General features: G+C 64.3%; 20 protein-coding genes. 9 read left to right on the top strand and 11 right to left on the bottom strand.

The features are described 5' to 3' along the window. Positions 1–12: 12 nt before the first annotated feature. Positions 13–630 (top strand): O-methyltransferase, encoded by a 618-nt coding sequence (locus J2X62_RS19025; protein ID WP_094715025.1) that lies wholly within the window; start codon positions 13–15, stop codon positions 628–630. Positions 631–655: 25 nt separating this feature from the next. On the opposite strand, the gene J2X62_RS19020 is transcribed toward J2X62_RS19025, so the two are convergent. The 4 genes from J2X62_RS19020 to J2X62_RS19005 form a co-directional block, all read right to left on the bottom strand. Beyond that, positions 656–1,663, bottom strand: coding sequence for a polysaccharide pyruvyl transferase family protein (locus J2X62_RS19020; protein ID WP_310182584.1), 1,008 nt, complete (start codon positions 1,661–1,663; stop codon positions 656–658). After that, positions 1,660–2,562, bottom strand: coding sequence for a glycosyltransferase family 2 protein (locus J2X62_RS19015; RefSeq protein WP_094715023.1), 903 nt, complete (start codon positions 2,560–2,562; stop codon positions 1,660–1,662). The genes J2X62_RS19020 and J2X62_RS19015 overlap by 4 nt, the downstream gene beginning before the upstream one ends. 137 nt (positions 2,563–2,699) lie before the next feature. After that, the gene (locus J2X62_RS19010; RefSeq protein WP_310182582.1) at positions 2,700–3,869 is read right to left on the bottom strand and encodes a winged helix DNA-binding domain-containing protein; all 1,170 of its coding nucleotides are present in this window, start codon (positions 3,867–3,869) and stop codon (positions 2,700–2,702) included. Between the two features lie 4 nt (positions 3,870–3,873). Beyond that, entirely contained in the window at positions 3,874–4,641 is a 768-nt protein-coding gene (locus J2X62_RS19005; RefSeq protein ID WP_032407297.1) for a metallophosphoesterase, read from the bottom strand. A 170-nt stretch (positions 4,642–4,811) separates the two neighbouring features. Between J2X62_RS19005 and J2X62_RS19000 the strand changes: the two genes are divergently transcribed. Then, the gene (locus J2X62_RS19000) at positions 4,812–6,158 is read left to right on the top strand and encodes an MFS transporter (RefSeq protein WP_310182581.1); all 1,347 of its coding nucleotides are present in this window, start codon (positions 4,812–4,814) and stop codon (positions 6,156–6,158) included. A 38-nt stretch (positions 6,159–6,196) separates the two neighbouring features. Here the strand turns inward: J2X62_RS19000 and J2X62_RS18995 are convergent, their stop codons facing one another. Further along, positions 6,197–6,595, bottom strand: coding sequence for a hypothetical protein (locus J2X62_RS18995; protein ID WP_052067158.1), 399 nt, complete (start codon positions 6,593–6,595; stop codon positions 6,197–6,199). 72 nt (positions 6,596–6,667) lie between these two features. Next, a complete protein-coding gene (locus J2X62_RS18990) occupies positions 6,668–8,041 on the bottom strand; it encodes an FAD-linked oxidase C-terminal domain-containing protein (protein ID WP_310182578.1) in 1,374 nt (457 codons plus the stop codon). A 71-nt stretch (positions 8,042–8,112) separates the two neighbouring features. On the opposite strand from J2X62_RS18990, the gene J2X62_RS18985 reads away from it, so the two are divergent. Both J2X62_RS18985 and J2X62_RS18980 read left to right on the top strand, forming a co-directional pair. Beyond that, positions 8,113–9,852 carry a GAF domain-containing protein gene (locus tag J2X62_RS18985; RefSeq protein WP_310182782.1) on the top strand — a complete coding sequence of 580 codons (1,740 nt, stop codon included), beginning with the start codon at positions 8,113–8,115 and terminating at the stop codon, positions 9,850–9,852. 59 nt (positions 9,853–9,911) lie between these two features. Next, positions 9,912–10,451 (top strand): hypothetical protein, encoded by a 540-nt coding sequence (locus J2X62_RS18980; protein ID WP_057472823.1) that lies wholly within the window; start codon positions 9,912–9,914, stop codon positions 10,449–10,451. Between the two features lie 6 nt (positions 10,452–10,457). Here J2X62_RS18980 and J2X62_RS18975 read toward each other — a convergent pair whose 3' ends face one another. Continuing rightward, complete coding sequence (locus J2X62_RS18975; RefSeq protein WP_057472824.1) at positions 10,458–11,417, bottom strand: SDR family NAD(P)-dependent oxidoreductase; 960 nt, start codon at positions 11,415–11,417, stop codon at positions 10,458–10,460. Between the two features lie 71 nt (positions 11,418–11,488). On the opposite strand from J2X62_RS18975, the gene J2X62_RS18970 reads away from it, so the two are divergent. The 3 genes from J2X62_RS18970 (at position 11,489) to J2X62_RS18960 (ending at position 14,845) form a co-directional block, all read left to right on the top strand. Next, positions 11,489–13,402, top strand: coding sequence for an alpha-amylase family protein (locus tag J2X62_RS18970; protein WP_310182576.1), 1,914 nt, complete (start codon positions 11,489–11,491; stop codon positions 13,400–13,402). Between the two features lie 75 nt (positions 13,403–13,477). After that, entirely contained in the window at positions 13,478–14,431 is a 954-nt protein-coding gene (locus tag J2X62_RS18965; RefSeq protein WP_032365345.1) for an alpha/beta hydrolase family protein, read from the top strand. A gap of 54 nt (positions 14,432–14,485) precedes the next feature. Next, complete coding sequence (locus J2X62_RS18960; RefSeq protein WP_027498102.1) at positions 14,486–14,845, top strand: VOC family protein; 360 nt, start codon at positions 14,486–14,488, stop codon at positions 14,843–14,845. Positions 14,846–14,851: 6 nt separating this feature from the next. On the opposite strand, the gene J2X62_RS18955 is transcribed toward J2X62_RS18960, so the two are convergent. Further along, positions 14,852–15,724 carry a PE-PPE domain-containing protein gene (locus tag J2X62_RS18955; protein ID WP_310182572.1) on the bottom strand — a complete coding sequence of 291 codons (873 nt, stop codon included), beginning with the start codon at positions 15,722–15,724 and terminating at the stop codon, positions 14,852–14,854. A 73-nt stretch (positions 15,725–15,797) separates the two neighbouring features. Further along, a complete protein-coding gene (locus J2X62_RS18950) occupies positions 15,798–17,177 on the bottom strand; it encodes a WS/DGAT domain-containing protein (protein WP_310182571.1) in 1,380 nt (459 codons plus the stop codon). 193 nt (positions 17,178–17,370) lie between these two features. Here J2X62_RS18950 and J2X62_RS18945 point away from each other — a divergent pair, with 193 nt between their 5' ends. Beyond that, the gene (locus J2X62_RS18945) at positions 17,371–18,744 is read left to right on the top strand and encodes a sialidase family protein (protein WP_310182570.1); all 1,374 of its coding nucleotides are present in this window, start codon (positions 17,371–17,373) and stop codon (positions 18,742–18,744) included. Positions 18,745–18,806: 62 nt separating this feature from the next. Here J2X62_RS18945 and J2X62_RS18940 read toward each other — a convergent pair whose 3' ends face one another. Continuing rightward, complete coding sequence (locus J2X62_RS18940) at positions 18,807–19,628, bottom strand: hypothetical protein (RefSeq protein ID WP_032369660.1); 822 nt, start codon at positions 19,626–19,628, stop codon at positions 18,807–18,809. 123 nt (positions 19,629–19,751) lie between these two features. Beyond that, positions 19,752–20,330, bottom strand: coding sequence for a TerD family protein (locus J2X62_RS18935; RefSeq protein WP_032390340.1), 579 nt, complete (start codon positions 20,328–20,330; stop codon positions 19,752–19,754). A gap of 225 nt (positions 20,331–20,555) precedes the next feature. Here J2X62_RS18935 and J2X62_RS18930 point away from each other — a divergent pair, with 225 nt between their 5' ends. Beyond that, positions 20,556–21,305, top strand: coding sequence for a DUF1906 domain-containing protein (locus J2X62_RS18930; RefSeq protein ID WP_057472831.1), 750 nt, complete (start codon positions 20,556–20,558; stop codon positions 21,303–21,305). Positions 21,306–21,404: the final 99 nt, after the last annotated feature.

Genomic DNA, 21,404 nt, shown 5'->3' with positions numbered 1-21,404 from the left:
AGGAGGACATGGATGGGCCTGGAATACCTCGAGTCGTTGGTGCATCGAACTGCCACAGCGGGGGAGCCTTTCGAGCGTGGAGCCGACGAGTCGGAACTCGGATACCTGTCCGCACTGGCCGCGAGGCCCGGCACGAAGTCGATCTGCGAGGTCGGGTTCAATGCCGGCTTCTCGAGCTGGGCGTTCCTCGAAGCCTCTCCCGACGTGACCGTCGTATCCTTCGATCTGGCCGCGTATGCCTACAGCGACGCCGCGAAAGCCCATGTCGACAAACACTTCCCGGGCCGACACACTTTGATCCAGGGAGATTCCCACACCACCATCAAGGCTTATGCCGAGCAACACCCGGACGCGCGCTTCGATGTCATCTTCATCGACGGTGACCATTCTGTGGAAGGTGCCCGCGCAGACCTCGACGATCTTCGTGCGCTCGCCACCCCGGAATCGGTTGTCATCATGGACGACATCACGCCGTGGCTCTGGTTCGGCGAAGGTCCGACGCAGGCCTGGCAAGAGGCCGTCGACGCGGGTCGGATCCTGCACACCAACTACTTTCGCGACGGCGAACCCGTCGACGCGGTGACTCCTCCCGCCGCGCGTGCCTGGGCCGAGGGTCGTTACCCCTTCTGAAAACGGACGGGGTGTCGACCACTGTTCATCGTCGACTGTCGGACACGGCCTGCCGAACCATGTCGGCGGCCGCGTCGGGTGTCGCTGCGAACTGAACGTTGTCGAACCGGTGCAGGTAGGCGTCGTAGATGCCGGATACTTTCCTGTTCGCGTTGTCCATCGCCACGACGCGCTTTCCCATCATCGCGGCCAATACGGCCGCATGCAGCCGATCGGTGAGCACGACGGGTGCGAGATTCAGAATGCGCTGCGCCACACGGAGGTTGAGCTTCGCTGTCTGCTCGTACGAGCGAACGAGAGCGGGGTACAGCAGGCGATTCGCTTTGGGGAAGTTGTATGCGATTCGGGTCGGCAGCGTCACCACCGTCGAGATCGCCAGATCCCTTCCGTGCAGACCCCAGTCGTACTGGACGGACGACGCGTCGACGTTCACCGAAGCATGACCGAGGCTTTCGGAATCGTCGCGCACGAGTTTCACGACGTCCACTGCAGAGCCTTCGGCGCTGTGTGCGATCTCGGCACCGAAAGCCATGTCCGGACAGTATTCGACGCGGTTGTTCGGGAAATGGGCGAGCGCCAGCTCGTACGAACGCTGTTCACGCAGCATGAGGGTGAGGTCCGGGTGCTGTGCGTAGAGGGCCGCGGTCCTGTGCATGGCGTCGGCGTCGGAGTAGTCGATGCTTTGGGGGAGGCACACGATCTTGTTGCGAGGAAACCCCGCAACGATTGCTTCACGAAATTTCTGGTCCATCGGCCAGCGGTCACCGAAATTTCCTCCGCCCTGCAGAAACAGGGTCCCATCACCGACTCGTTGTTCGAGCAGATCGTGGTTGTGGGTGAACGGATCGGACACGTAGCCGACGTGCACGTTCAACTGCTTCAGGTACTCGACCTCACCGGCGTAGATGAGCGAGTCACCGGCATTGAAGTGATTCGGAAAGTCCAAGTGAGCCACCCGATCTCCGGGTGACGCATGTTGCCGCAGGACGGCCATGGTCTCTTCGCGTATCGCGTCGACTATCTCGTATGTCATCGGGGACTCCGTCGCAGGCCGCGGCCGAGCGCAGCCACTCGAATCCGCAGAGCGCCGTAGTGGATTCCGATGTAGTGGGCCCACAGACCGCTGGGCATCGGTCGTAGTACCTTCGGCAACCACGGATTGCGAATTGTCGCGAGATACAAGATCGCCGCAGTGTGCGCGGGAATCCGGGCAAGGGACGACGGATGAGGGCAGCCCGCAGCACGGTGCTTGGTCGACAGTTGGTACGACGTGCGTCCGTACGCGCGGCCTTGCAAGAACGATCGACGAACCGTAGTTCTGATGCGGTAGGCGACCGACGCATCCGCGGCATGTCCGAGAGTGAATCCTGCTTGCTGAAGCCTCCACGAGTAGTCGACGTCTTCGGCACCGCCCACGAGGTCTTCGTCGAAGCCTCCGACCTCGTCGAAGACGCGCCTCCTGAGCGCGAAATTGCTTCCCGGGGCATACGGCAGGTAGGCGGTGGGAAACAGGGTGCCGTTCGGCGGGTTGTCTCGCCACGCCGTCACCTCGGGCGGATTGAGGGAATCGTGTTCGATTGCGCCGCCCACGGCGTCGTAGCTGTCGAGTGCGCGCACCATGGAAGTCAGCCACGTCGGAGAAGCGACGTCGTCGTGGTCGACGAAGGCGATGATGTCGCCCCGCGCGGCTTCCACGCCAAGGTTGCGGGCGTAGGAGACGCCACGCTTGGCGGAGGCGTCGACGATGCGCATCGTCAGAGGTAGAGACAGTTCTTCGAGATGTGAGCGGAGGCCGTCGGTCGAGCCGTTGTCGCTGACGATGAGCTCGACATCGCCTGTGTAGTCCTGCGCAGCAAGCGCGTGGAGCTGCTCGTTCAGTTCGGGCAAACCGTTGTACACGGGGAGGACGATGGAAACCAGACTGATAGGCACGTTGTGACCCTACAACGAAATCCGGGTGCTGTTTGGTTAGGCATCCCAACCGTAGGAGTGGGGATCACATAGCTCGAAGGGTTGTGTGGCACCGCCATTTACACACACAGTTCGACTGTCACCTCGGACCGATATGGCTACGACTTTCCGCGCAGTCTCTTCTCCAACGGCGTCGGAAACGACGGGACCACCGCGGTACCGTCGAGCAGGGCGGTGATCCGGTCAGCCTCTGCTGCAACCTCTTTCGACGCCGCAGGCCCGACGTCCTCGAGTACTTCCGTGACCACCGAACCATTGGAATCCACGGCCCATCCGCCGACGATGCGCCCCTCCCACCAGATGGTCGGACCGATATTTCCGAAGGTATCGAACAGCGGGGCCTTGTGTTCGCCGAGATACCAGTGTCGGTGCTTCCACCCCATCGGCGTGGGGTCCAGGGCGGGAAGCAGCATCGCCCGAGGCGGGGGATCCTGGAACACTGTGTCGGTCAACATGATTCCGTCACCCTCGGCCAGTTCGACGGCCACGGTGTCGAGTTCGGCGACCGCCCCACGGGTCTGCGTCTTGTTCCATCCCGTCCACCATTGCAGGTCGTCCAAGGTCGCCGGTCCGAACAGGTCGAGCCAGCGCCGGGCCATGTTGGCTCGGGCGGAAGTCTCGTCCAACTCGGGAATCCCGTTGGGCCACCACTGATCGATCGGTGCCCAGGCATGTCGGCGCGACGTCCACGCGCCGCGCGGCTCGACCCGCACCAGCTTTCCCTCCGCGGCCATCATCACCAACACTTCGGAGGTCACATAGCGTTTGACGTCGTACACCTTGTCCGTGGTCGGCAGCAGAGCGGTCTTGAGTCCGGGTACTGCTGCGGACAGCTCCGCCCCGGTCGCCGTACCCATCGAGCGCAAGACGGAATCGGTCTCGGCTTCGGTTGCTGCGAGCCAGGATTCGACGTCGTCGATCACCGGTTCGGTCGGCAGCGTCGACACCTGCTTGATCAACCGGGTTCGCATCGTGCGGGCAACTCCGAGGCTGGCGGCAGCGTGGATCATCGGAACGTCGTCGTGCGCGACGACGAACATCGTGCGACGCATCGCCATCAAGCGAACCAAGCTACGGCGTTCGTACATCGCGTCACGAACGTCCGACAATCCCAGCGAGCGGGCGCGTGCCAGCACGGAAAGATACACCGTAGCCGGATCGGTGGCATGCAGCGCGAGCAACGACGACACCACGGATTCGGCGCTCGGGGCGTCGGACAAGTGCTGCGCGACGAGCCGCTGTCGCCGCTGGGCGTCGGTGATCTTCACGGGCTCAGTGTGACTGCTCGCGGGGAGCAGGACCGACGAAACCGGTGAGAAGCGCGTCGGCGATATCGGCCATTCCGTGCGCGCGGGCATCGTCGGCGGCTCCGACGTGGTCGTACTCGACGCGCTCGAACGACACCGTCCAGCTGCCTGTGCCGTGATCGTCGAGCACTGCGTATCGGGCGTGTGGAGACCCCGATTCCATGACGTGGGGGTAGGGCTGATCGTCGTCGTATGCGGGCGCGCCGACGCTGCCCGGATTGACTACGAGCGTGCCGCTGGGGAGAGTCCAGTGGCGTTGCAGGTGGGTGTGGCCGCAGGCGATGACAGATCGGTCCGTGAAACCTGCTGCCCTTTCGATGATTTCGACCTCGGTTGCCTCGCGAGAGCCGTGAGGGTACACCGAGTGCAGGAAGTACTGCTGATCATCGGTGGGTGTTCCGTGTACTGCGAGGATTCCGTTGCCCAGCTCCAGCGAGAACGGGAGCGAACCCAGCCAACGTCGATGCTCGTCGTCGAGTCGATCGTGGGCATGCCGATCCCAACTGCCCATGGAATCGGGCTCCTGCTCGAGGAGGTAGCGATCATGATTGCCGGCGATGGTGGGGAAACCCAGTGCCATCAATCGATCCGCAGTTCGGCGCGGATGCAGTCCGCCGGAGAGCAGATCGCCGAGGTTCACCACGGAGTCGACGCATTGCCGTTCGATGTCTTCGAGGACGGCGTCGAGCGCCGCGATGTTGCCGTGAATATCGGCAATGAGAGCTACTCGCACAAGCACAGGATCGCAGCGTGGGCATTCGACTGCAACACGGCAACCCTCGTCGAGCGTTGGAGACTTCGCCCTCGGATCTCCGTCTCCGATGGGTGATTTCTCCATAGACCCCTGCCTGATGGGTCCCTAGTGTGGTCCAAGTCACTTCCGTTCGATGGAAAGCCGAGCCCATGCCTGCAGTCACGACGAAGCCCGAGATCGAAACCAGGGTGGTCAAGAAGGTCGCTCGACGCATCATTCCGTTCCTCGGGGTGGCCTACTTCGTCAACTATCTCGATCGCACCAACATCGGTCTCGCCAAGCTGACCATGAGCGACGAGCTGGGGCTGACCGAGACGATGTTCGGATTGGCGTCCGGGCTGTTCTTCATCGGCTATTTGCTGTTCGAGGTGCCGAGCAACCTGGCCCTGCACAAGTTCGGCGCGCGCCGCTGGATTGCACGCATCATGGTCTCGTGGGGAATCGTGGCCGCCGCCATGGCATTCGTACCCACAGCGGGCTGGCTGTACGGACTCCGCATCGTTCTCGGCATCGCCGAAGCGGGCTTCTTCCCCGGTGTTCTGCTGTACATGACGATGTGGTTCCCTCGCGCGTACCGAGTTCGACTGATGGGCCTGTTCATGCTGGCACTGCCGGTCTCCTCGGCACTGGGTGCGCCTCTGTCGAGTGCCATCATTCAGTACTGGGACGGACTGTTCGGACTCTCCGGTTGGCGCGTGATGTTCTTGTTCGAGGGCCTGCCCGCAATCGTTCTCGGTGTGATCACCTGGTTCTACCTGACCGATCGGCCGTCACAGGCCACATGGCTGGACGACGACGAGAAGAATTGGCTGACAGCGGAATTGGAGTCCGAGGGGTCGTCGAAGAGCGCGCACGTCACCGGCTCGGTCAAGCGGGCTCTCACCGACGCACGGGTATGGATGCTCGGACTGGTGTACTTCGGGATCACCTACGGCCTGTATTCGCTGAGCTTCTTCCTACCCAGCATCGTCGCCGGTTTCAAGAAGACGTTCGATACCAACTTCTCCCTCGTGACAACTGGGCTGATCGTCGCGGTTCCGTTCGCGGTGGGTGCCCTCGCCATGGTGTTGTGGAGCAGGCATTCGGACCGGACGGGTGAGCGCACCTGGCATGTCGCGATCCCCACGTTGATCGGCGCGGTCTCCATACCATTTGCGCTGTACATGGATTCGCCGTTCACCACGATGATCGCCGTGACGGTCAACGCAGTCGGAGTGTTCTGCGCGCTGCCGGTGTTCTGGTACCTGCCCAGTGCATTCCTCACCGGGGCAGGCGCGGCCGCTGGCATCGCGATCATCAACTCGGTGGGCAACCTGTCCGGCTTCGGCGCGCCGTACGTGACAGGCTGGCTGCTCGACGCCACCGGGAACGCGAAGGCGGGTTTGTGGGTCGTCGGCGGGGTCATGATGTTGGCCGTCGGGTTGGTATTGGCGCTGCACCGTCGCACGGTGGGAAACAGCACGAGCAGTGATATGGGGGCGCCGGTCTCGCACTGACGACCGCGTGGATCCGGTTCGGGGGCAGCGGGGCCGTCTCACGGTCCACCGTCCGAGCGAGTTCGCTGCAACATTGCGGTCACGGATCCGACGACCGTCATAGGAAGAGCCAGAATTAGCAAGTCCGAGTAGGAGTCGTACGTCACGAGCATGACCCCGGCTATGAACAAAACGACGAGGGCACCGACGGCGATCCACGAGACCAGCTTGCGCATTGCAATTGCTGCTATCGCAGGTGGCGACGCGAGCAACAGGCCCACGACAACCAAAGGCCACACTCCGAGCACGTCGACGGCTCGGTCACTGCACTGGTAGGAAACACCCGCGGCGGTCTTGGCGCACGACATGGACACGTCGAGCATTGTCAGCGACAACCCGTTCCACGCGGTCAAAGCCAACGCGGCGACGGCCATGGCCCACCACACCGATCGCACCATTCCCGCAGCATAGCCGCCGGACATCGACCGTCCGGGAAGGCAACTCGGAGCGCGAAGCAGTCGCCTGCGCTTTCAGGACGCGAATACCTTGCCCGGGTTCAGGATTCCGTGCGGATCGAGTGCTTTTTTCACTGCGCGGTGCATGTCCAGCACAACTGGGTCCAGCTCCTGTGCCAATCCGTCCATCTTGAGCAACCCCACGCCGTGTTCGCCGGTGACAGTGCCTCCGAGTTCCAGTGCAGCGTCGATGATCTCGGCGAAGGCGGCCTGAGCGCGCTCGCGGGCCGGGATGTCGTCGTGCGGCGTGATGAGCAGCGGATGCAGGTTTCCGTCGCCCGCATGGGCGATGTTGGCGATCGTCGTCTCGTATCGCAGGCCGATCTGTTCGATACGCGACAGCATCTCGGGCACATGCTTCTTCGGCACACAGACGTCCTCGGTCAACACCGGTCCGAGTCGCTCCATCGCGGGATACGCCAACCGCCGAGCAGAGAACAGGGCGTCGGCCTCCTCCTGATCGGTCGATACCGCAGACCAGGTGGCTCCGGCCTCGTCGAAGCACGTCAGCATCTTCTCGGCCTGCTGGTCTCCGATGAGCCCTGGATCGTCGATCCGACCGAGCAACACCACATTGGCCTCGACCGACAGGCCCATGTTCTTCCAGGCGTCGACGGCGATGAGGCACTGCTTGTCGATCAGCTCGAGCGCGGACGGCGTCAATCCGGCGGCGGCCACTGCGGCCACGGCACGTCCGGCATCGACGATGCTGTCGAAGTAGCCGGCGACGGTGCGTTGTGGATCCTGCAGCGGGCGCAACTTGACCGTGATCTCGGTGATGATTCCGAGAGTTCCTTCGGATCCGACCATCAGACCCGCAAGATCGTATCCAGCAACGCCTTTCGCGGTCTTACGCCCGAGTCGTACCAATTCTCCGGTACCGGTGACGATCTGCATTCCCATGACGTAGTCGCGGGTGACGCCGTACTTGACGCAGCACAGCCCACCGGCGTTGGTGGCCACGTTGCCGCCGATCGTCGACCACGGCGCACTGGCTGGATCCGGCGGATACCACAGGCCCTGCTCTGCGACGGCTGCTCTGAGGTGATCGTTGACGACTCCGGGTTCGACGACGGCATAACGCTCGAGTACGTCGATCTCCTTGATGGTGTCCATCCCGTCGAGCGCGAGCACGACGCAGCCTTCGGTGGCGTTGGCTCCGCCGGACAAGCCGGTGCCCGCCCCGCGAGTGACGATCGGCGTTCCGTGGGCGAGACAGGCTCGTACGACGGTCTGCACCTCCTCGGCGGTACGAGGACGCACGACGGCAACGGGCAGCGAATACGGGGCCCACTCCGCCTCGTCGTGCTGGTAGGAGGCGATGACGTCCGGGTCGACCACGATGCGATCGGTGGGCAAGGCCTCGGACAGTTGTTCGACGAGGGTCATGTTCTCGACTCTAGCTGTGAGCTGGGTCTCGGCCAATGTAGGTTCTCTCTATGTCCGCGGAGAAGTCATGGATGGAACTTCTGCTCGACGACGCGTCGATCGATCGTCTCGAGGAGCACCGGAAGGCATTTCCAGGTGCCGAAGCGCACGCAGCTCTCCGGCTACGCGCCCTGCTGGATCAGCGACGTCAACGCAGCACGGAGTTGGCGGCACTCAACGACATCGCGGTGCGACTGACGACGGTGCGCGACAACCGTGCTCTTCTCCAAGAGGTCGTCGATCAGGCACGCAGGCTTCTCGGTGTCGACCTCGCCTACATGGGGTCCGTACAGGGAGACGAGTTCGTCATCGACGTCACCAGCGGAGCCCTGACTCCTAGGCTCGTCGGTCTTCGGCTCGAACAGGATGCAGGGCTCGTCGGACTCATCGTGCGCAGTGCGTCGCCGTCGTGGACCCCCGACTACCAGAGCGAGCCGGCGTTCCAGCACATTACTGGTGCGGACAGCGCGGCCCGCTCGGAGAACATGCGCGGTCTGCTCGGCGTGCCGTTGCGGGTGGGCGATCGAGTGATCGGCGCACTGTTTGCATGCAAGCGCCAGGAACGCGACTTCGCAGACAGTGAGATCGCCCTGCTCTCGGCGCTGGCCGCGCACGCGGCCATCGCCATCGAGAACGTTCGGACCATCGACCGGCTCGAGACGCTGAATGCCGAATTATCCGAACGCACAGCCGAACTCGAACAGACACTGCAGTGGGACCGAACGTTGACCCAGGTGGTCCTGCGCGGCGGCGGCGTACGAACACTGGTGCGCGAGATTGCTGTATTGACCGAGCGTCCGGCGTACTTCGTTCCGGATGCCGCTGCGGTTCCCGCGGCACTGGCGGTCCACTCGGCGGAGGTCGACGAACTGCTACGCATGTGTGGCGACGGCAAGGACACCGTGTCGACGCCGTCGATGACGGCTCATCGGGTGGCCGCAGCCGGTCAATTCCTCGGCGCGCTGATCTCGATCGGACCGGACGATGCCAGGACGCGTCTGCTGCTCGACCGAGCCGCGCCTGCAGTTGCCCTGTCACTTGCCGAGGAGCGAGCCGCCGCCGATTCCGCGCGGCGCGCCCAGGATGCGTTCCTGGTGGACCTGCTCTCGCACCCGGCGTCCACTCCGGATGCCGAACGGCGACAACTCCATTTGGCCGGACTTGCCCCCGACATGTCCTACTGTGTAGCCGTCGCGCAGGGTGCGTCGAGAACCAAGCTCGGCCGATTCCCGACAGGATCTGTTGTCGCGGAGCAAGGTTCGAGCCTGATCGTGGTGGTGCCCGCGCGCGATTCGGCGACGGTCACACCGATGTTCCTCGCCGGCACCACCGTCGGAATCTCTGAGCCGAGCACCGGACCCGAGGCGCTGGCAAAGGGCTATCGGGAAGCTCGGCAGACCGTCGACGTGTTGTTCACCCTCGGCCGCGAGGGGGAAGCATGTTCGGCGCGGGGGCTGGGAATCTATCGAATTCTGCTCAGCCACTTGGCGCGTGAACATCTCGACGAACTCACGCAGGAAAAGTTGGGTCCGCTGTTGGCCGAGCAGAACAAGCGCGGGGTTCCGCTGATGGAGACACTCTCGACCTATCTGGCGCGTGGACGCCATCATTCGGCAACCGCGTCGGCTCTCGGGGTGCATGTCAACACGCTCTATCAACGACTCGACGCCATCGACCGTCTGATCGGAACGCACTGGCGCGACCCGGACAATGCTCTCGATCTTCAGGTCCTTATGCGGCTGCGCAGATCGGCCGACCTGCTGGGTCTGTGACGTCGATCGGGCTCTTCGGATCGGGGCCAGGCTCGCGGTGAGTCGGATAGCGTCGGGTCATGGCAGTCGACTTTTCGTGGTCTCAGTTTCTGTGGATAGTCTTCGTTTTCGTCGGCGTGCCGTCGACCTTCTGGGCGCTCCTTCTGTGGGCTCTGTTCTCGAGACTGAGAGAGGGGCCGGGGAAGGGATCTATGGGGCTGTGGGCCACCGGATCGATTGCTGTCGCAGCGGGTTTCGTCGCGTGTGCAGGGTGGCTGAGCTGGTCTGCCGACTACCGGGGCGAGTTCCGTGGACCGGGTCTCCCGGCCCCGAACGCGTTCCCGTCCTGGCAAGTGGCCGCGTGCGGGGCGACGGTGGTGTTGCTGTGCCTGCTTGCCGCGCATCTGTCGCGATGGGCGAATACCGGCGGACACGTCGCTGCGCTGGGTACGACCGCTGGGTTCTCGACGGCGTTCTGCATCGACGCGAGCACCGACGTCACCGGGCAGTCAGGTGTGGGCGTCATCCTGTGCATGCTGGGCTGGGGTACCAGCTTGACACTGCTGATACTCGTTCGGAACGTGGTCGGTGGGCGAAAGCGGCCGGCAGTCGAGCCGTAACTGACGTCAGATCTCGATTCCCGTTGCCTCGACCACATTCGCCCACAATGCATCTCGCACCCGCGCGGAATCTCCGCGCCAGGAGGGATAGTGCGTCGGCCGCGGCGCTCGGTCGTGCCAGAATGTGCCGGTGCTGGTCAACGCGGGATCGGCGGCCACGAGCCAGACGATGGTGTCGGCACCGTCGTCGGCGCTGCGCAGAATGGGCTTCATCACCGAATCGAACAGTGGCATGGAGCCGGTGACGCCCGGCGTGGACGCCCAGCCCGGGTGCATGCTGTGCACCACCGGATCGTCCTCGAGTGAAAAGCGTTCGGCCAGTTGCTCGGCCACCACCACCTGCATTCGTTTCGTTCTGGCGTACGCCGTCATGCCGGAGTACTTGCCGTTCTCGTACTCGAAGTCCGGGTTCTGCAGCGGCACCGCATACATGCCGCCGCTCGATACGAACACCACCCGCGATCCGGCGTCGAACAATTCTCTCAGTCCCACCGTCAGTGCTACCGGTCCGAGAACATGGGTGGCGAAAGCGGATTCGTGTCCCTGTGCCGACAACCGCCGCTCGTCCGGCATCACCCCGGCGCAGTGCACGAGTGCATGCACCGATGTCAGTTCGGACGCCAATGCCGCGATCAGGGCCGCCACCGAATCGAGATCGCTGATATCGCACTCACGCACCACGAGAGAGGCGTCGGGCACTTCGGTTCGGATGGCAGCAGCGGCGGCGTCGAGTCGCTCGGCCGATCGTCCGACCAGGTGCACCCGCGCTCCGAGGCGGGCGAGCTGCTTCGCGGTAGCTGCTCCCAACCCCGAGGATGCGCCGGTCACCACCATGTCGATGGGGGAGGCGAACGGTAACGGATCGGCGGCCCAGAATCGCCGACGCACCCTGGCACCGATTCGGGAGTAGCCGGGAACGACGGCTCTGTCGAGAATCGTGTCCACCGTGCGGCTCAGCAATGACATGCTGCGGCAGTACCCCAGGGAGTCGGGATGTATGCGCGTCGGCAGCGACTGCTCGATGCCATGATGAGTCCATGGCGCACACCACGGTCTCAGACGTCACCCGCGACATCCTCGCCGAACTGCCCGCCCATCGACGCGAGACGTTCGAGCTCCGCCTCGAACAGTGGTTTCCCGATCTGCACGACGCCGTCACGGCTGTCTACCCCGACCCTGATGCAGTGGCTGCCACGCTCGTGGAGATCGCCACCCGTGCGTACGCGGAACGGTCCGAGGATCTGCACAGACTCGATCAGCGTCGACTGCTCGAACCCGATTGGTTTCAGCAGCCGGACATGTTCGGCTACGCCTGCTATGTGGACCGTTACGGCGAGACGCTGCGCGGAGTCGGTGAACGACTGGATCATCTGACCGATCTGGGTGTCACCTACCTGCATCTGATGCCGTTGCTTCGACCGCGGCCGGGCGACAACGACGGCGGCTACGCAGTGATGGACTATCGCGCGGTGCGAGAAGATCTGGGCACCAACGAGGATCTGCGTACTCTCGCCGAGACTTTGCGCGGACGTGGTATCAGCATGGTGGTCGACCTGGTCCTCAATCACGTTGCTCGCGAACATGAATGGGCTGTCAAGGCGCGAGCCGGCGATCCCGTGTACCGCGACTATTTCTTGATCTACCCCGATCGGACGACCCCGAATTCCTACGAGCGCACCCTCCCCGAGGTATTTCCGGACTTCGCGCCGGGCAGCTTCACGTTCGACGACGAACTCGGCGAGTGGGTGTGGACCACGTTCAACGAGTGGCAGTGGGATCTGAACTGGGCCAATCCGGCTGTGCTGCAAGAGTTCGCGAGCATCGTGCTGCACCTGGCCAATCTCGGGGTGGAAGTGCTCCGCCTCGATGCGATCGCATTTCTGTGGAAGCGGCTCGGCACCAACTGCCAGAACCAGCCCGAAGTGCATGCGATCACCCAGGCTCTCCGAGCGACCGCTCGCCTTGCCGCTCCGGCAACGCTCTTCAAGGCCGAAGCAATCGTCGGCCCACGCGATCTGTTGCCGTATCTGGGGCAGGGCAGGCACACCGGGCGAGTATCGGACATCGCCTACCACAACTCGCTGATGGTGCAGGTCTGGTCGATGTTGGCCACGGGCAGTACGGCTTTGGCGCGTCATGCCTTGGCGTCGTTACCGCCCACGCCACCGAGTGGCACCTGGGTGACCTACGTGCGATGCCACGACGACATCGGCTGGGCCATCGACGACGGCGACGCGGCGTCGCTCGGACTGTCGGGTGCAGGCCATCGGCATTTTCTGGCCGACTGGTACTCCGGCGAATTCGACGGTTCCTGGGCCGAAGGGCTTGTGTTCCAGTACAATCCGGACACCGGGGATCGCCGGATCAGTGGAACCGCAGCAGCGCTCACCGGTCTGGGCCCGGCCCGCCTGGATCCCGACGGCGCGTTCGGGCGAATCTTTCTGTCGCACGCCATCATTGCCGGATGGGGCGGCATTCCCGTCGTGTGGAGCGGTGACGAGCTCGGCTCCCCGGGAGACCCGAACTGGGCAGACGAACCGGCTCATGCCGAGGACAACAGGTGGGTGCATCGACCCCGCGTCACCGACGCCGACCGCGCCGGCCGATTCCAGCAGGGGAGCGACGCCCAACGAGTGTTCGACGGCATCGCTCGCATCGCGAAGGTGCGCTCCGGTCTACCGATGTTGCACGCCGAGGCGCCGGTCGACGTCCAGACCGAATCCGACGACGGCCTGCTCGTGGTGCGCAGACGTCATCCCAGCGGCACCCTGGTGGGGCTCTACAACGTCACTTCTGAGCACCGCCCGTTCCCCCATGCGCAGTTGATCGAGCTCGGCATCCCGGCCCCCACCGAGGTGCTATCGCAGCACGACCTGGCGGTCGACGACAACGGATCGGTATGGCTGCCGCCGTACGCGGCCTGGTGGATCGTCGACAGCCCGTCGCGCTAGAGGACGCATTACCGTGACCGAGCTGTTACCCTCCCCGGGACGGTGGGGCTGGATACGAACAAGGGGACAATCTCGATGCGCGGTCGGTTACGAAGTACGGTGCTCGCTCTGGTAGCGGTCATGGTCGCCACGATGGCAACGGTGCTGATGGGGACCGGCGTGGCGAAAGCCGACTCCGAGCTGGTCCACGTCTACTCGCCGTCGATGGACAAGAACATCCCGATCAAGGTGCTCCGAGCTGCTGGTGGCGGCCCTGCACCCACGCTGTATCTGCTCGACGGGCTGCGTGCACCCGAGGACAACAGCGGTTGGCTCATCGAAACCGACGTCGAGAGCTTCTTCGCCGACAAGCACGTCAACGTGGTCATTCCGTTCGGCGGCGGCGGCACCTTCTACTCGGACTGGCAGCGCGACGACCCCAAGCTCGGACGGGTGAAGTGGGAAACGTTCCTCACCCAGGAATTGCCGCCCTTCATGGCCGATCGTTTCGGTAGCGACAACGTCAACAACGCCGTGGCCGGCCTGTCGATGAGCGGCACCTCGGCACTGAACCTGGCGGCTCACCGGCCGGACTTCTACAAGGCGGTGGCGTCGTTCAGTGGCTACCCGACGGCCAGCAGCCCCGGATTCGCTCAGGGCATCTCGGTCGCCGTCGGCGAGATGGGCGGCAACGCGCGCAACATGTGGGGCACCTGGCCGTCGGCAGACTGGATCCGCAACGATCCGTCGCTCAATGTCGGCGCGTTGCGCAACACGGCAGTCTTCGTCTCTTCGGGTAGCGGCTCACCGGCGACGGACCCGGTGTTCAACCCGGCCAGCAGCCGCTTCGACCCCGTCAAGTTCGCGCAGATGGTGCCGCTCGAAACCGCCGCAGGCATGAGCAGTCGGGCATTCGTTCCGTTGTTGCAGGCCGCAGGCGGTCGACCCAACGTCAAGATCACCGGCACCGGCGTGCACTGGTGGAACCACTGGCAGCAGCATCTGCACGAGGCGTGGTTCGAGACCATTGCCCCGGCAGTCGGCGGTTGATCGACAGCGAGTAATCGATAGTCCGACCCGGGTGATTCTCGCTACGATTCCGACATGAATGCACCCGTCATCGCCGTGGACTACACGGTTCTCGACTGTCCCGATCCGGCAGCGCTCGCCCGGTTCTACAGCACGATCCTCGGCTGGGAACCGGTGCGCGACGACGGAGATTGGGTGGTCGTCCACGGTCCGGGCGAACTGCGGTTGGCCTTCCAGAAGGCCCCCGACTTCACCCCGGTGGACTGGCCGAACGACGGCATCAAGATTCACCTCGACTTTGTCGTCGACGAGATGGAACAGGCCCGCGACTTCGTCGTCGATGCCGGAGCGACGTTGATCGACGACGCGCACGAGTCGTTCTGGGTGTACCGAGACCCGGTCGGCCACATCTTCTGTCTCTGCAAGCGAGACTGATCTGCGTTACGCGACCTGCGCGGCCGGCAATGTTCGGCCGAGCCGATGATCCTCTTGCTCGCCGAGCCAGCGGGCGAGAACCTGGCATCCGGTGAGGCCGTCTGCGTACGGCTCCGACGCGTAGGCGATGTGCCGACCGCCACCCGAGTTGGTCCACACCCATCGTCTCCAGCCGAGCGACGTGGGCAGGTACCCGGCCACCTCGGTGGCCGCGGTGCGGAGGCGTCGAACATCCTTCGCCCACTGGGCCGGTCGTAGGCGAGTGCGAGTCGCGTTCTGAAAGCTGTTGCTGCGCACGAGTAGCCAGAGCTCGCGCAACCAGGTCTTGGGCGTGCGAAACGACATCCAGCGCGTCAGGTCGGCGATGTCGCGAACGAGGCTGTCGTCGCTGGCATTGCAGATCATGTCCGACGCGAGAGCTATCCAGTGGGTCGGAATCGACTCCGGCAGAGCCGGCCCGATGCCGGCGACCCCGCGGCCGGTGCAGCCGGGCACCGCACCGGCCGGCTGCTGTGGGTCCGAGACCAGACCGGCCGCGACGATGCGGCTGCCGTCGACGATTCCGTCGTGAACGAGGCCCAGTACTTCGCGAACGACCGTTGCTCCCTGCGAATATCCGATCAGAGCGAGAGGCCCAGTGGTGTTCTCGATCGCGCGACGCAGGCGACGAACTCCGAGTTCGGTGCTGTGCCGGTAGCTCAGCCCGCCGAATGCAACGGGCCCGTACGACGCCGGGTAGCCCACCCAGCGGCCGACGAAGCGATCGTCGAGTGCGCCGACGACACACGACAGGAGACCGGTGACGCGGGTCCGATGGTCGGCCGGACGCGATTCGCCGGTGCCGCCGACCGCGAGTACGGTTACCTGCTCCTGGTTCATGGTTACCGAGTGTGGCCGACGAACCTGAGCCGAACGCCCGACAAATGCTGAGAACTGTCTGGCATTGACGCGTTCAACTCAGCGCGGCACGTACGTCGTCGAGGCCATCGCGCAGAAGTGTCTCGTAGCGATCCGGATCCGGTACGGCCGCTCGGTTGGACGTCACGCTGATCGCGACGGTGTCGCCGATACCGTGCACGCCGTGCGTGAGGCTCATGGCAGGGGAGAGGGCAGGGAACCCTGCCGTGAACCGAACGGGCCCGCCGCCGAGCGTGAGGTCTGCTGTACCGCGCGAGACACTGGATACGACCGTGTTGCCCGTGACGGTCGGTGGCACCGCAGTCGGATCGAACTGTGCGACTCCCCACGCCGCCAGGAATGCCGGGACATGGCGTTCTGTCTCGTTCTGAGATGCGCGGGCTGTCAACGTCACCGGGTGACCTGCTCGCGCTCTGCGCTCGGCCAGGTCTGCGGCCACGAGTCGGCTGCGAGTCCGCAGGTCCGGTTCGGCCGAAAACAAGCCGACGCCGACGTTGCCGAAGTTGTTGCGTGCGCCCACTGCAGCCGTCCGTGCGACGGTGACCTCGGCTGCGAGATCGGCCGAAGCATCGTCCGAATCGCCGAGGAACCGTTGGAGTGCAACGGAAATGGCGGTCAGAGCAGTGACGGTGATCGAGGTGTCGGCGAACTGGAGAGCCGACTTGGGCAGCACGATCGTTCGCAGATCCGTCCGGTCCGTAGGCGCAACGTCGAGAGTCGTCAACGCGCGAGAACGTGCAGGAGGAGGGACCGAACCGGACGCGGTGTGTTCCTCCAATCGCAGTGCGTCGCGTCGCGCCCGAATGCCGGCGCGAGCCATGCGCACTACTCGCACAGGCAGAGTCAGAGCGGCGACGGCGGCGGTCAGGGGTGCGGGTGCCGCAGTCGGTGTAACGGGCCGAGAGGGCACGGAATGTGTACCGAACAGCTCGCGAGCAGTTCGGGCGGCCAGTGTTCCGTCCGCGGCTGCGTGCGACAGTTGCAGAACAGCAACAAGACTCGGCCCGTCACACGCAGGAGCACCCGATACGTTCGGATACAGGTGCAGATGCCATACCGTGTGTCGCGGGTCGACCTGACGCTCGAACGACGACGCGACGGCGTCGAGACACTCCTGCCACGTCCGGGGTTCGGGGTGAACGCTGATCGTGTCCGTGGCGGGGTCCATCGCAGTCCAGTGCGGACGCTCGAGACCGAACGGAACCTCTGTGATTCGCAGACTCAGCACCTCGATGGCTGCACTGCGAACGCGCAGCCGCCGCACCGTGGACTCCAGAGGTTCGCACGCTCCCTCGAAGCAGTACAGCAGAAACTGGTCACTGGGGACCTTCGACGCCATCCAGTACGCCTGCGCATCGACCGGGTGGAGACGCGCAGAGCCCGACAACAGAGTTTCGGCGATCGCAGAGGGCACACCAGAAGCTTAGGGCGTGCATCGCCGGTCGACGGTCTCGAAACAGACCGGTTTCGTTCTGTGAGCTGTCACGACGTTCGGCCCAGGACTTCTGCATCGGCCTCGGCGTTTTCGGCGTGAATCGACGCTAGCCTGATCCAATGCACCACCGCGCCCCGATAACACGACGCCCGCGCCGCCGCGGGCGGGTGTCGTGACACCGCGGGTCGCGTCGGGATATCGAGCAGGGCTTCGCTTTTCGACCAACGCGGCAGCATCGGCCGACTACGCCACCGATATCTCCTACACCGAATACGGGTCGTCCGCGTGCACCCTCGGAACAGCCGCGGACAACACCGTCTTTCTCGCCCCGGCATACACCGTCGACGGCGTCGGAGTTCTGCAGTCCTCCGATTTCGGACAATCCTGGCGAGCATCGGTGCCGGACGGCACGGTGAACACCGGCCGCCGAGCGCACATGTATTTCGACGATGCCGACGACCGGCTGTTTCTCACCGCCGGTCGCGTCGACTCGACACCGACGCGTATGTTTCGATCGGGTTTCGACCTCGGAATCAGCGACGACCGAGGTCGAACGTGGCGCTTCCGGAGGGTGGCATCCAAGGCGAGGACAGGTGCCAAGGTATTCGCCGGACCGCGGGTGTCCGCACCGGACGCGTCGTCTCCGTCTTCTGCTCGCGTGACGTACCTGTCCGCTCCCACGCCGTTCGCCCTCCGCGTGCGACCTTTGATCAACGCCACTCGCCAGGTGATCTGGCGTTCGTACGACGGCGGGACCAAATGGGAGGTAGCCGGCGGGTTCGACATCGACCCGAAAAACATTCCGGGACTTCCCGGTACGGACTACGTCGCATTCGGCACCGGTGTCGTCGGCCCGGACGGCACGGTCTATATCGGCGGCCGATACGGCCGTCGTTTCGCGGTCGCGGTCAGCCGCGACGAGGGTTTGACCTGGGATGTCCGCATAGTCCCCGGATCGGCGCTCGCCAAATATCACAACCCGTTGCACCTTCTGCTGCTCGCTTCCCGATACCTACTGCCGGAGTCGGTCGCTGTCGACTGCGACGGCGCCCTGTACGCCCTGTGGCCGGACCGGGACGGATTGCTGCACGCTTCGTGGTCTTCCGACGGCGCGAACAGCTGGTCGAGACCCGTCGTGGTGTCCGCTCCTGGAGTGCGAGGTGCGCGGTTCGGTGCGATCACCGCCACCGGATCGGGGCGCGTCGGAATTTCGTATTACGGGCGTGAGGCCGGCCGCGCGTTCCACGGGTTCATCGCGCAGAGTCGCGACTTCCGCACTGCAGGACCGGTTTTCGTCGGTGGAAAGTACAACGAACCCGATGCTCCGCTGTTTCCGTACGGGTTCCGTCGAGGTTTCCCCGGCTCCGTTTTCAGGCGATCTCTCGACGAGATGGTGCGGGTCCGGTTCGCGCCCAACGGAGATCTCGTGACCGGAGCGGTCATGCAGATGCGCGGGCGGAACCGCTTGCGTCCCTGGGCCGCACGCGCGCGGCGCACCGAGATGCAGGCGGTTCTGGGTCGGCTCGGCCGCATCGATCGCTCCTGATGCAGCGAAAAGCCGTGCAGCGCAGAGCTACACGGCTTTTCGATCGTTCGATTGGACCTGAGTCAGGCGACGTTCACCAGGCCGACCGTCGGGAAGAAGAAGCAACTCTTGTCCGAGCCGTCGACTGCCTTGTGGTTCACGGTGCCGAACACCGCGGCCAGAACGGTTCCCGATCCGGTCTGCACGGGGACAGCGCGCGCACCGGCAGCGGGCAACGCATTGAGTGCGTTGACCACGAGGGGCCGGGCCAAGTCCTTGAACTCCGCCGGAATTCCGGAGTTGTCGAGGATCGACTGGGCCATGGTGGTGACCAGGCCGCCGAAGTCGGCGAAGCCGCCCTGCAGGGTGTTGACGTTGAACCACGCCACCTGCATGCCGGACTTGTCGGCCGAGTCGTTGACGATGCCGGCCGGAACGAATGCGAACATCGTCTCGCCCTTGTCGACGGCATTGAGATCGGGAATCTGCAAGGACGGCACACCTGGGATTGTGGGGATGGCGGGTGCCTTCAGTTGCGGCCACGGTCCGCCGGCACCACCGGCGACGCCCGGCACGATTCCGAGCGGCGCGCCCGGTGTGGCGGCGCAGTTGATCGCAGCGGTCGGGTAGAAGAACGGCGTGATGCCGAAGTCGGTGAGAGCCTTGTTGGCCGCGTCGAGGGCCGCGAAGGGGTCTGCGGAGGTGTTCTCGGCGACCGGGGTGCGTGAGTCGGCGATGGCATTCGCTGCGGCGAGCGAAGCACCGTCTTGCCCCTGCAATGCGGCGATCGCCCGGGCGAGCGGATCGGCGGGAGCCGGATCCGCTGCCGCAGTGGCGGGAACGGCGAGCAATGCCGCGCAGGAGAGCGCGAGCGCGCCCGCCAGACGGCTGAGGCGACGAGACATGTGTGACTCCTGTGACTTATGTGGCTGATGTTGCGTGTGCGCTGATATCACCACACATCATCTTGGCGTCACAAGCTCAGCTGTAGACCGTTGTGCAATCGAGACGGACTCGCGCACCCTGCGTCAGCCGACGTCGATGCCGAAATCGCGCACGATGCCCTCCAGGCCGGACGCGTAGCCCTGACCGATTGCGCGAAACTTCCATTCGGCACCGCGGCGGTACAACTCGCCGAAGACCATCGCAGTCTCGGTCGACGCGTCCTCGCTCAGATCGAAGCGCGCGAGTTCGCGGCCGTCGGACTTGTCGACCACACGAATGAAGGCGTTGACGACCTGACCGAAGTTCTGCCCCAGCGCGTCCGCGTTGTGAATCGATACCGGAAATGCAATGGAATCCACCTCGGGTGTCAGTGCTGCAAGGTCCACGTCGATGCTCTCGTCGTCTCCTTCGCCCTCGCCGGTGCGGTTGTCTCCGGTGTGCTCGATCGCGCCGTCGGGGGAGCGCAGGTTGTTGTAGAAGACGAAGTAGTTGTCACTGAGCGCCTTCTTGTCGGTACCGAGGCCGATCGCGCTCGCGTCGAGGTCGAAGTCTCCGCCGGTGGTGGAGCGAACGTCCCAGCCCAGACCGACGGTGACCGCGGTCAAGTTCGGTGCTTCCTTCGTCAGCGAGACATTTCCGCCCTTGGCGAGTGTTACGCCCATATCCAACCACTCCTTCACGCGTCGTTCGTGCTTCGTCCTCCCCACCCTATTCATGACTGCGGGCGCGGTGCTCGAGTTGCATGTGTGAACGACGAGCCACGCGGGTGGGGTGTGAGCAGTGGGGCTGGCGGTGCACATGTGTTTGTGATGGGATACGACAAAACATCGAAAAGTAGCAGTGACGGCGCGTTTCGTTACGTAGGCGCGCCGTGGCAATCGAACGGCATGGGAGATTTTGTGCAGGTTTCGCGACGTGAACTGTTCAAGTACGCCGCGGCCGGCTCCGCAGCCGCCGTCGGCCTGGCTGCGTGGGGTTCGGCCACCGCTCATGCCGACGCGGGGCTGGGAACGCTCGTCGACTACGCGGGAGGCGTGCCGTCGGCGTCGGCCATCAAGAGCGCAGGCCATCTCGGAGCTGTCCGCTACGTGTCGGATCGGCGTCCCGACGCGACCTGGATGGTCGGCAAGCCGATGACCGCGTCGGAGGCGCAGTCCCTCACCGATGCCGGCCTGGAGGTGGTCTCGAACTACCAGTTCGGTAAGGGTGCCACCGCGGATTGGCGAGGCGGGTACGTTGCGGGCGTCAAGCATGCGAAACGTGGACTCGAGCTCCATCTGGCGGCCGGTGGCCCGTCCGATCGGCCGATCTACGCATCGATCGACGACAACCCGACAGCCGTCGAGTTCGCCACCCTCATCGCGCCGTACATCTTGGGCTGGCAGTCGGTGATCGGAGCGGAGAACACCGGTATCTACGCAAATTCTCCGACCATCGAATTGGCGTCCGTCGCAGGACTGGGCCAGTGGTATTGGCAGCACAATTGGGGGACCCCGAAGGGGTTCGTACATCCCGAAGCGCACATTCACCAGATTCGTATCGACAAGGACACGGTGGGTGGAGTGAAAGTGGATATCAACAATGTCTTGAAGTCCGATTACGGCCAGTGGTCGAAATCCGGTGCCGACATCGTCTGAATACCATCCGTGTAATTCGGTGGTCTTTTCTCCGGCCAATAAGCACGAAAACAATTCGCCCCCGGCTTCGAGGAAGCCGGGGGCGAATTGCTGTGGTCT

Origin of the sequence: Rhodococcus sp. 3258 (assembly GCF_031456475.1) — a bacterium.
In the GTDB taxonomy this organism is placed as follows: domain Bacteria; phylum Actinomycetota; class Actinomycetes; order Mycobacteriales; family Mycobacteriaceae; genus Rhodococcoides; species Rhodococcoides fascians.
This window is presented reverse-complemented; position numbering and strand designations above follow the sequence as displayed.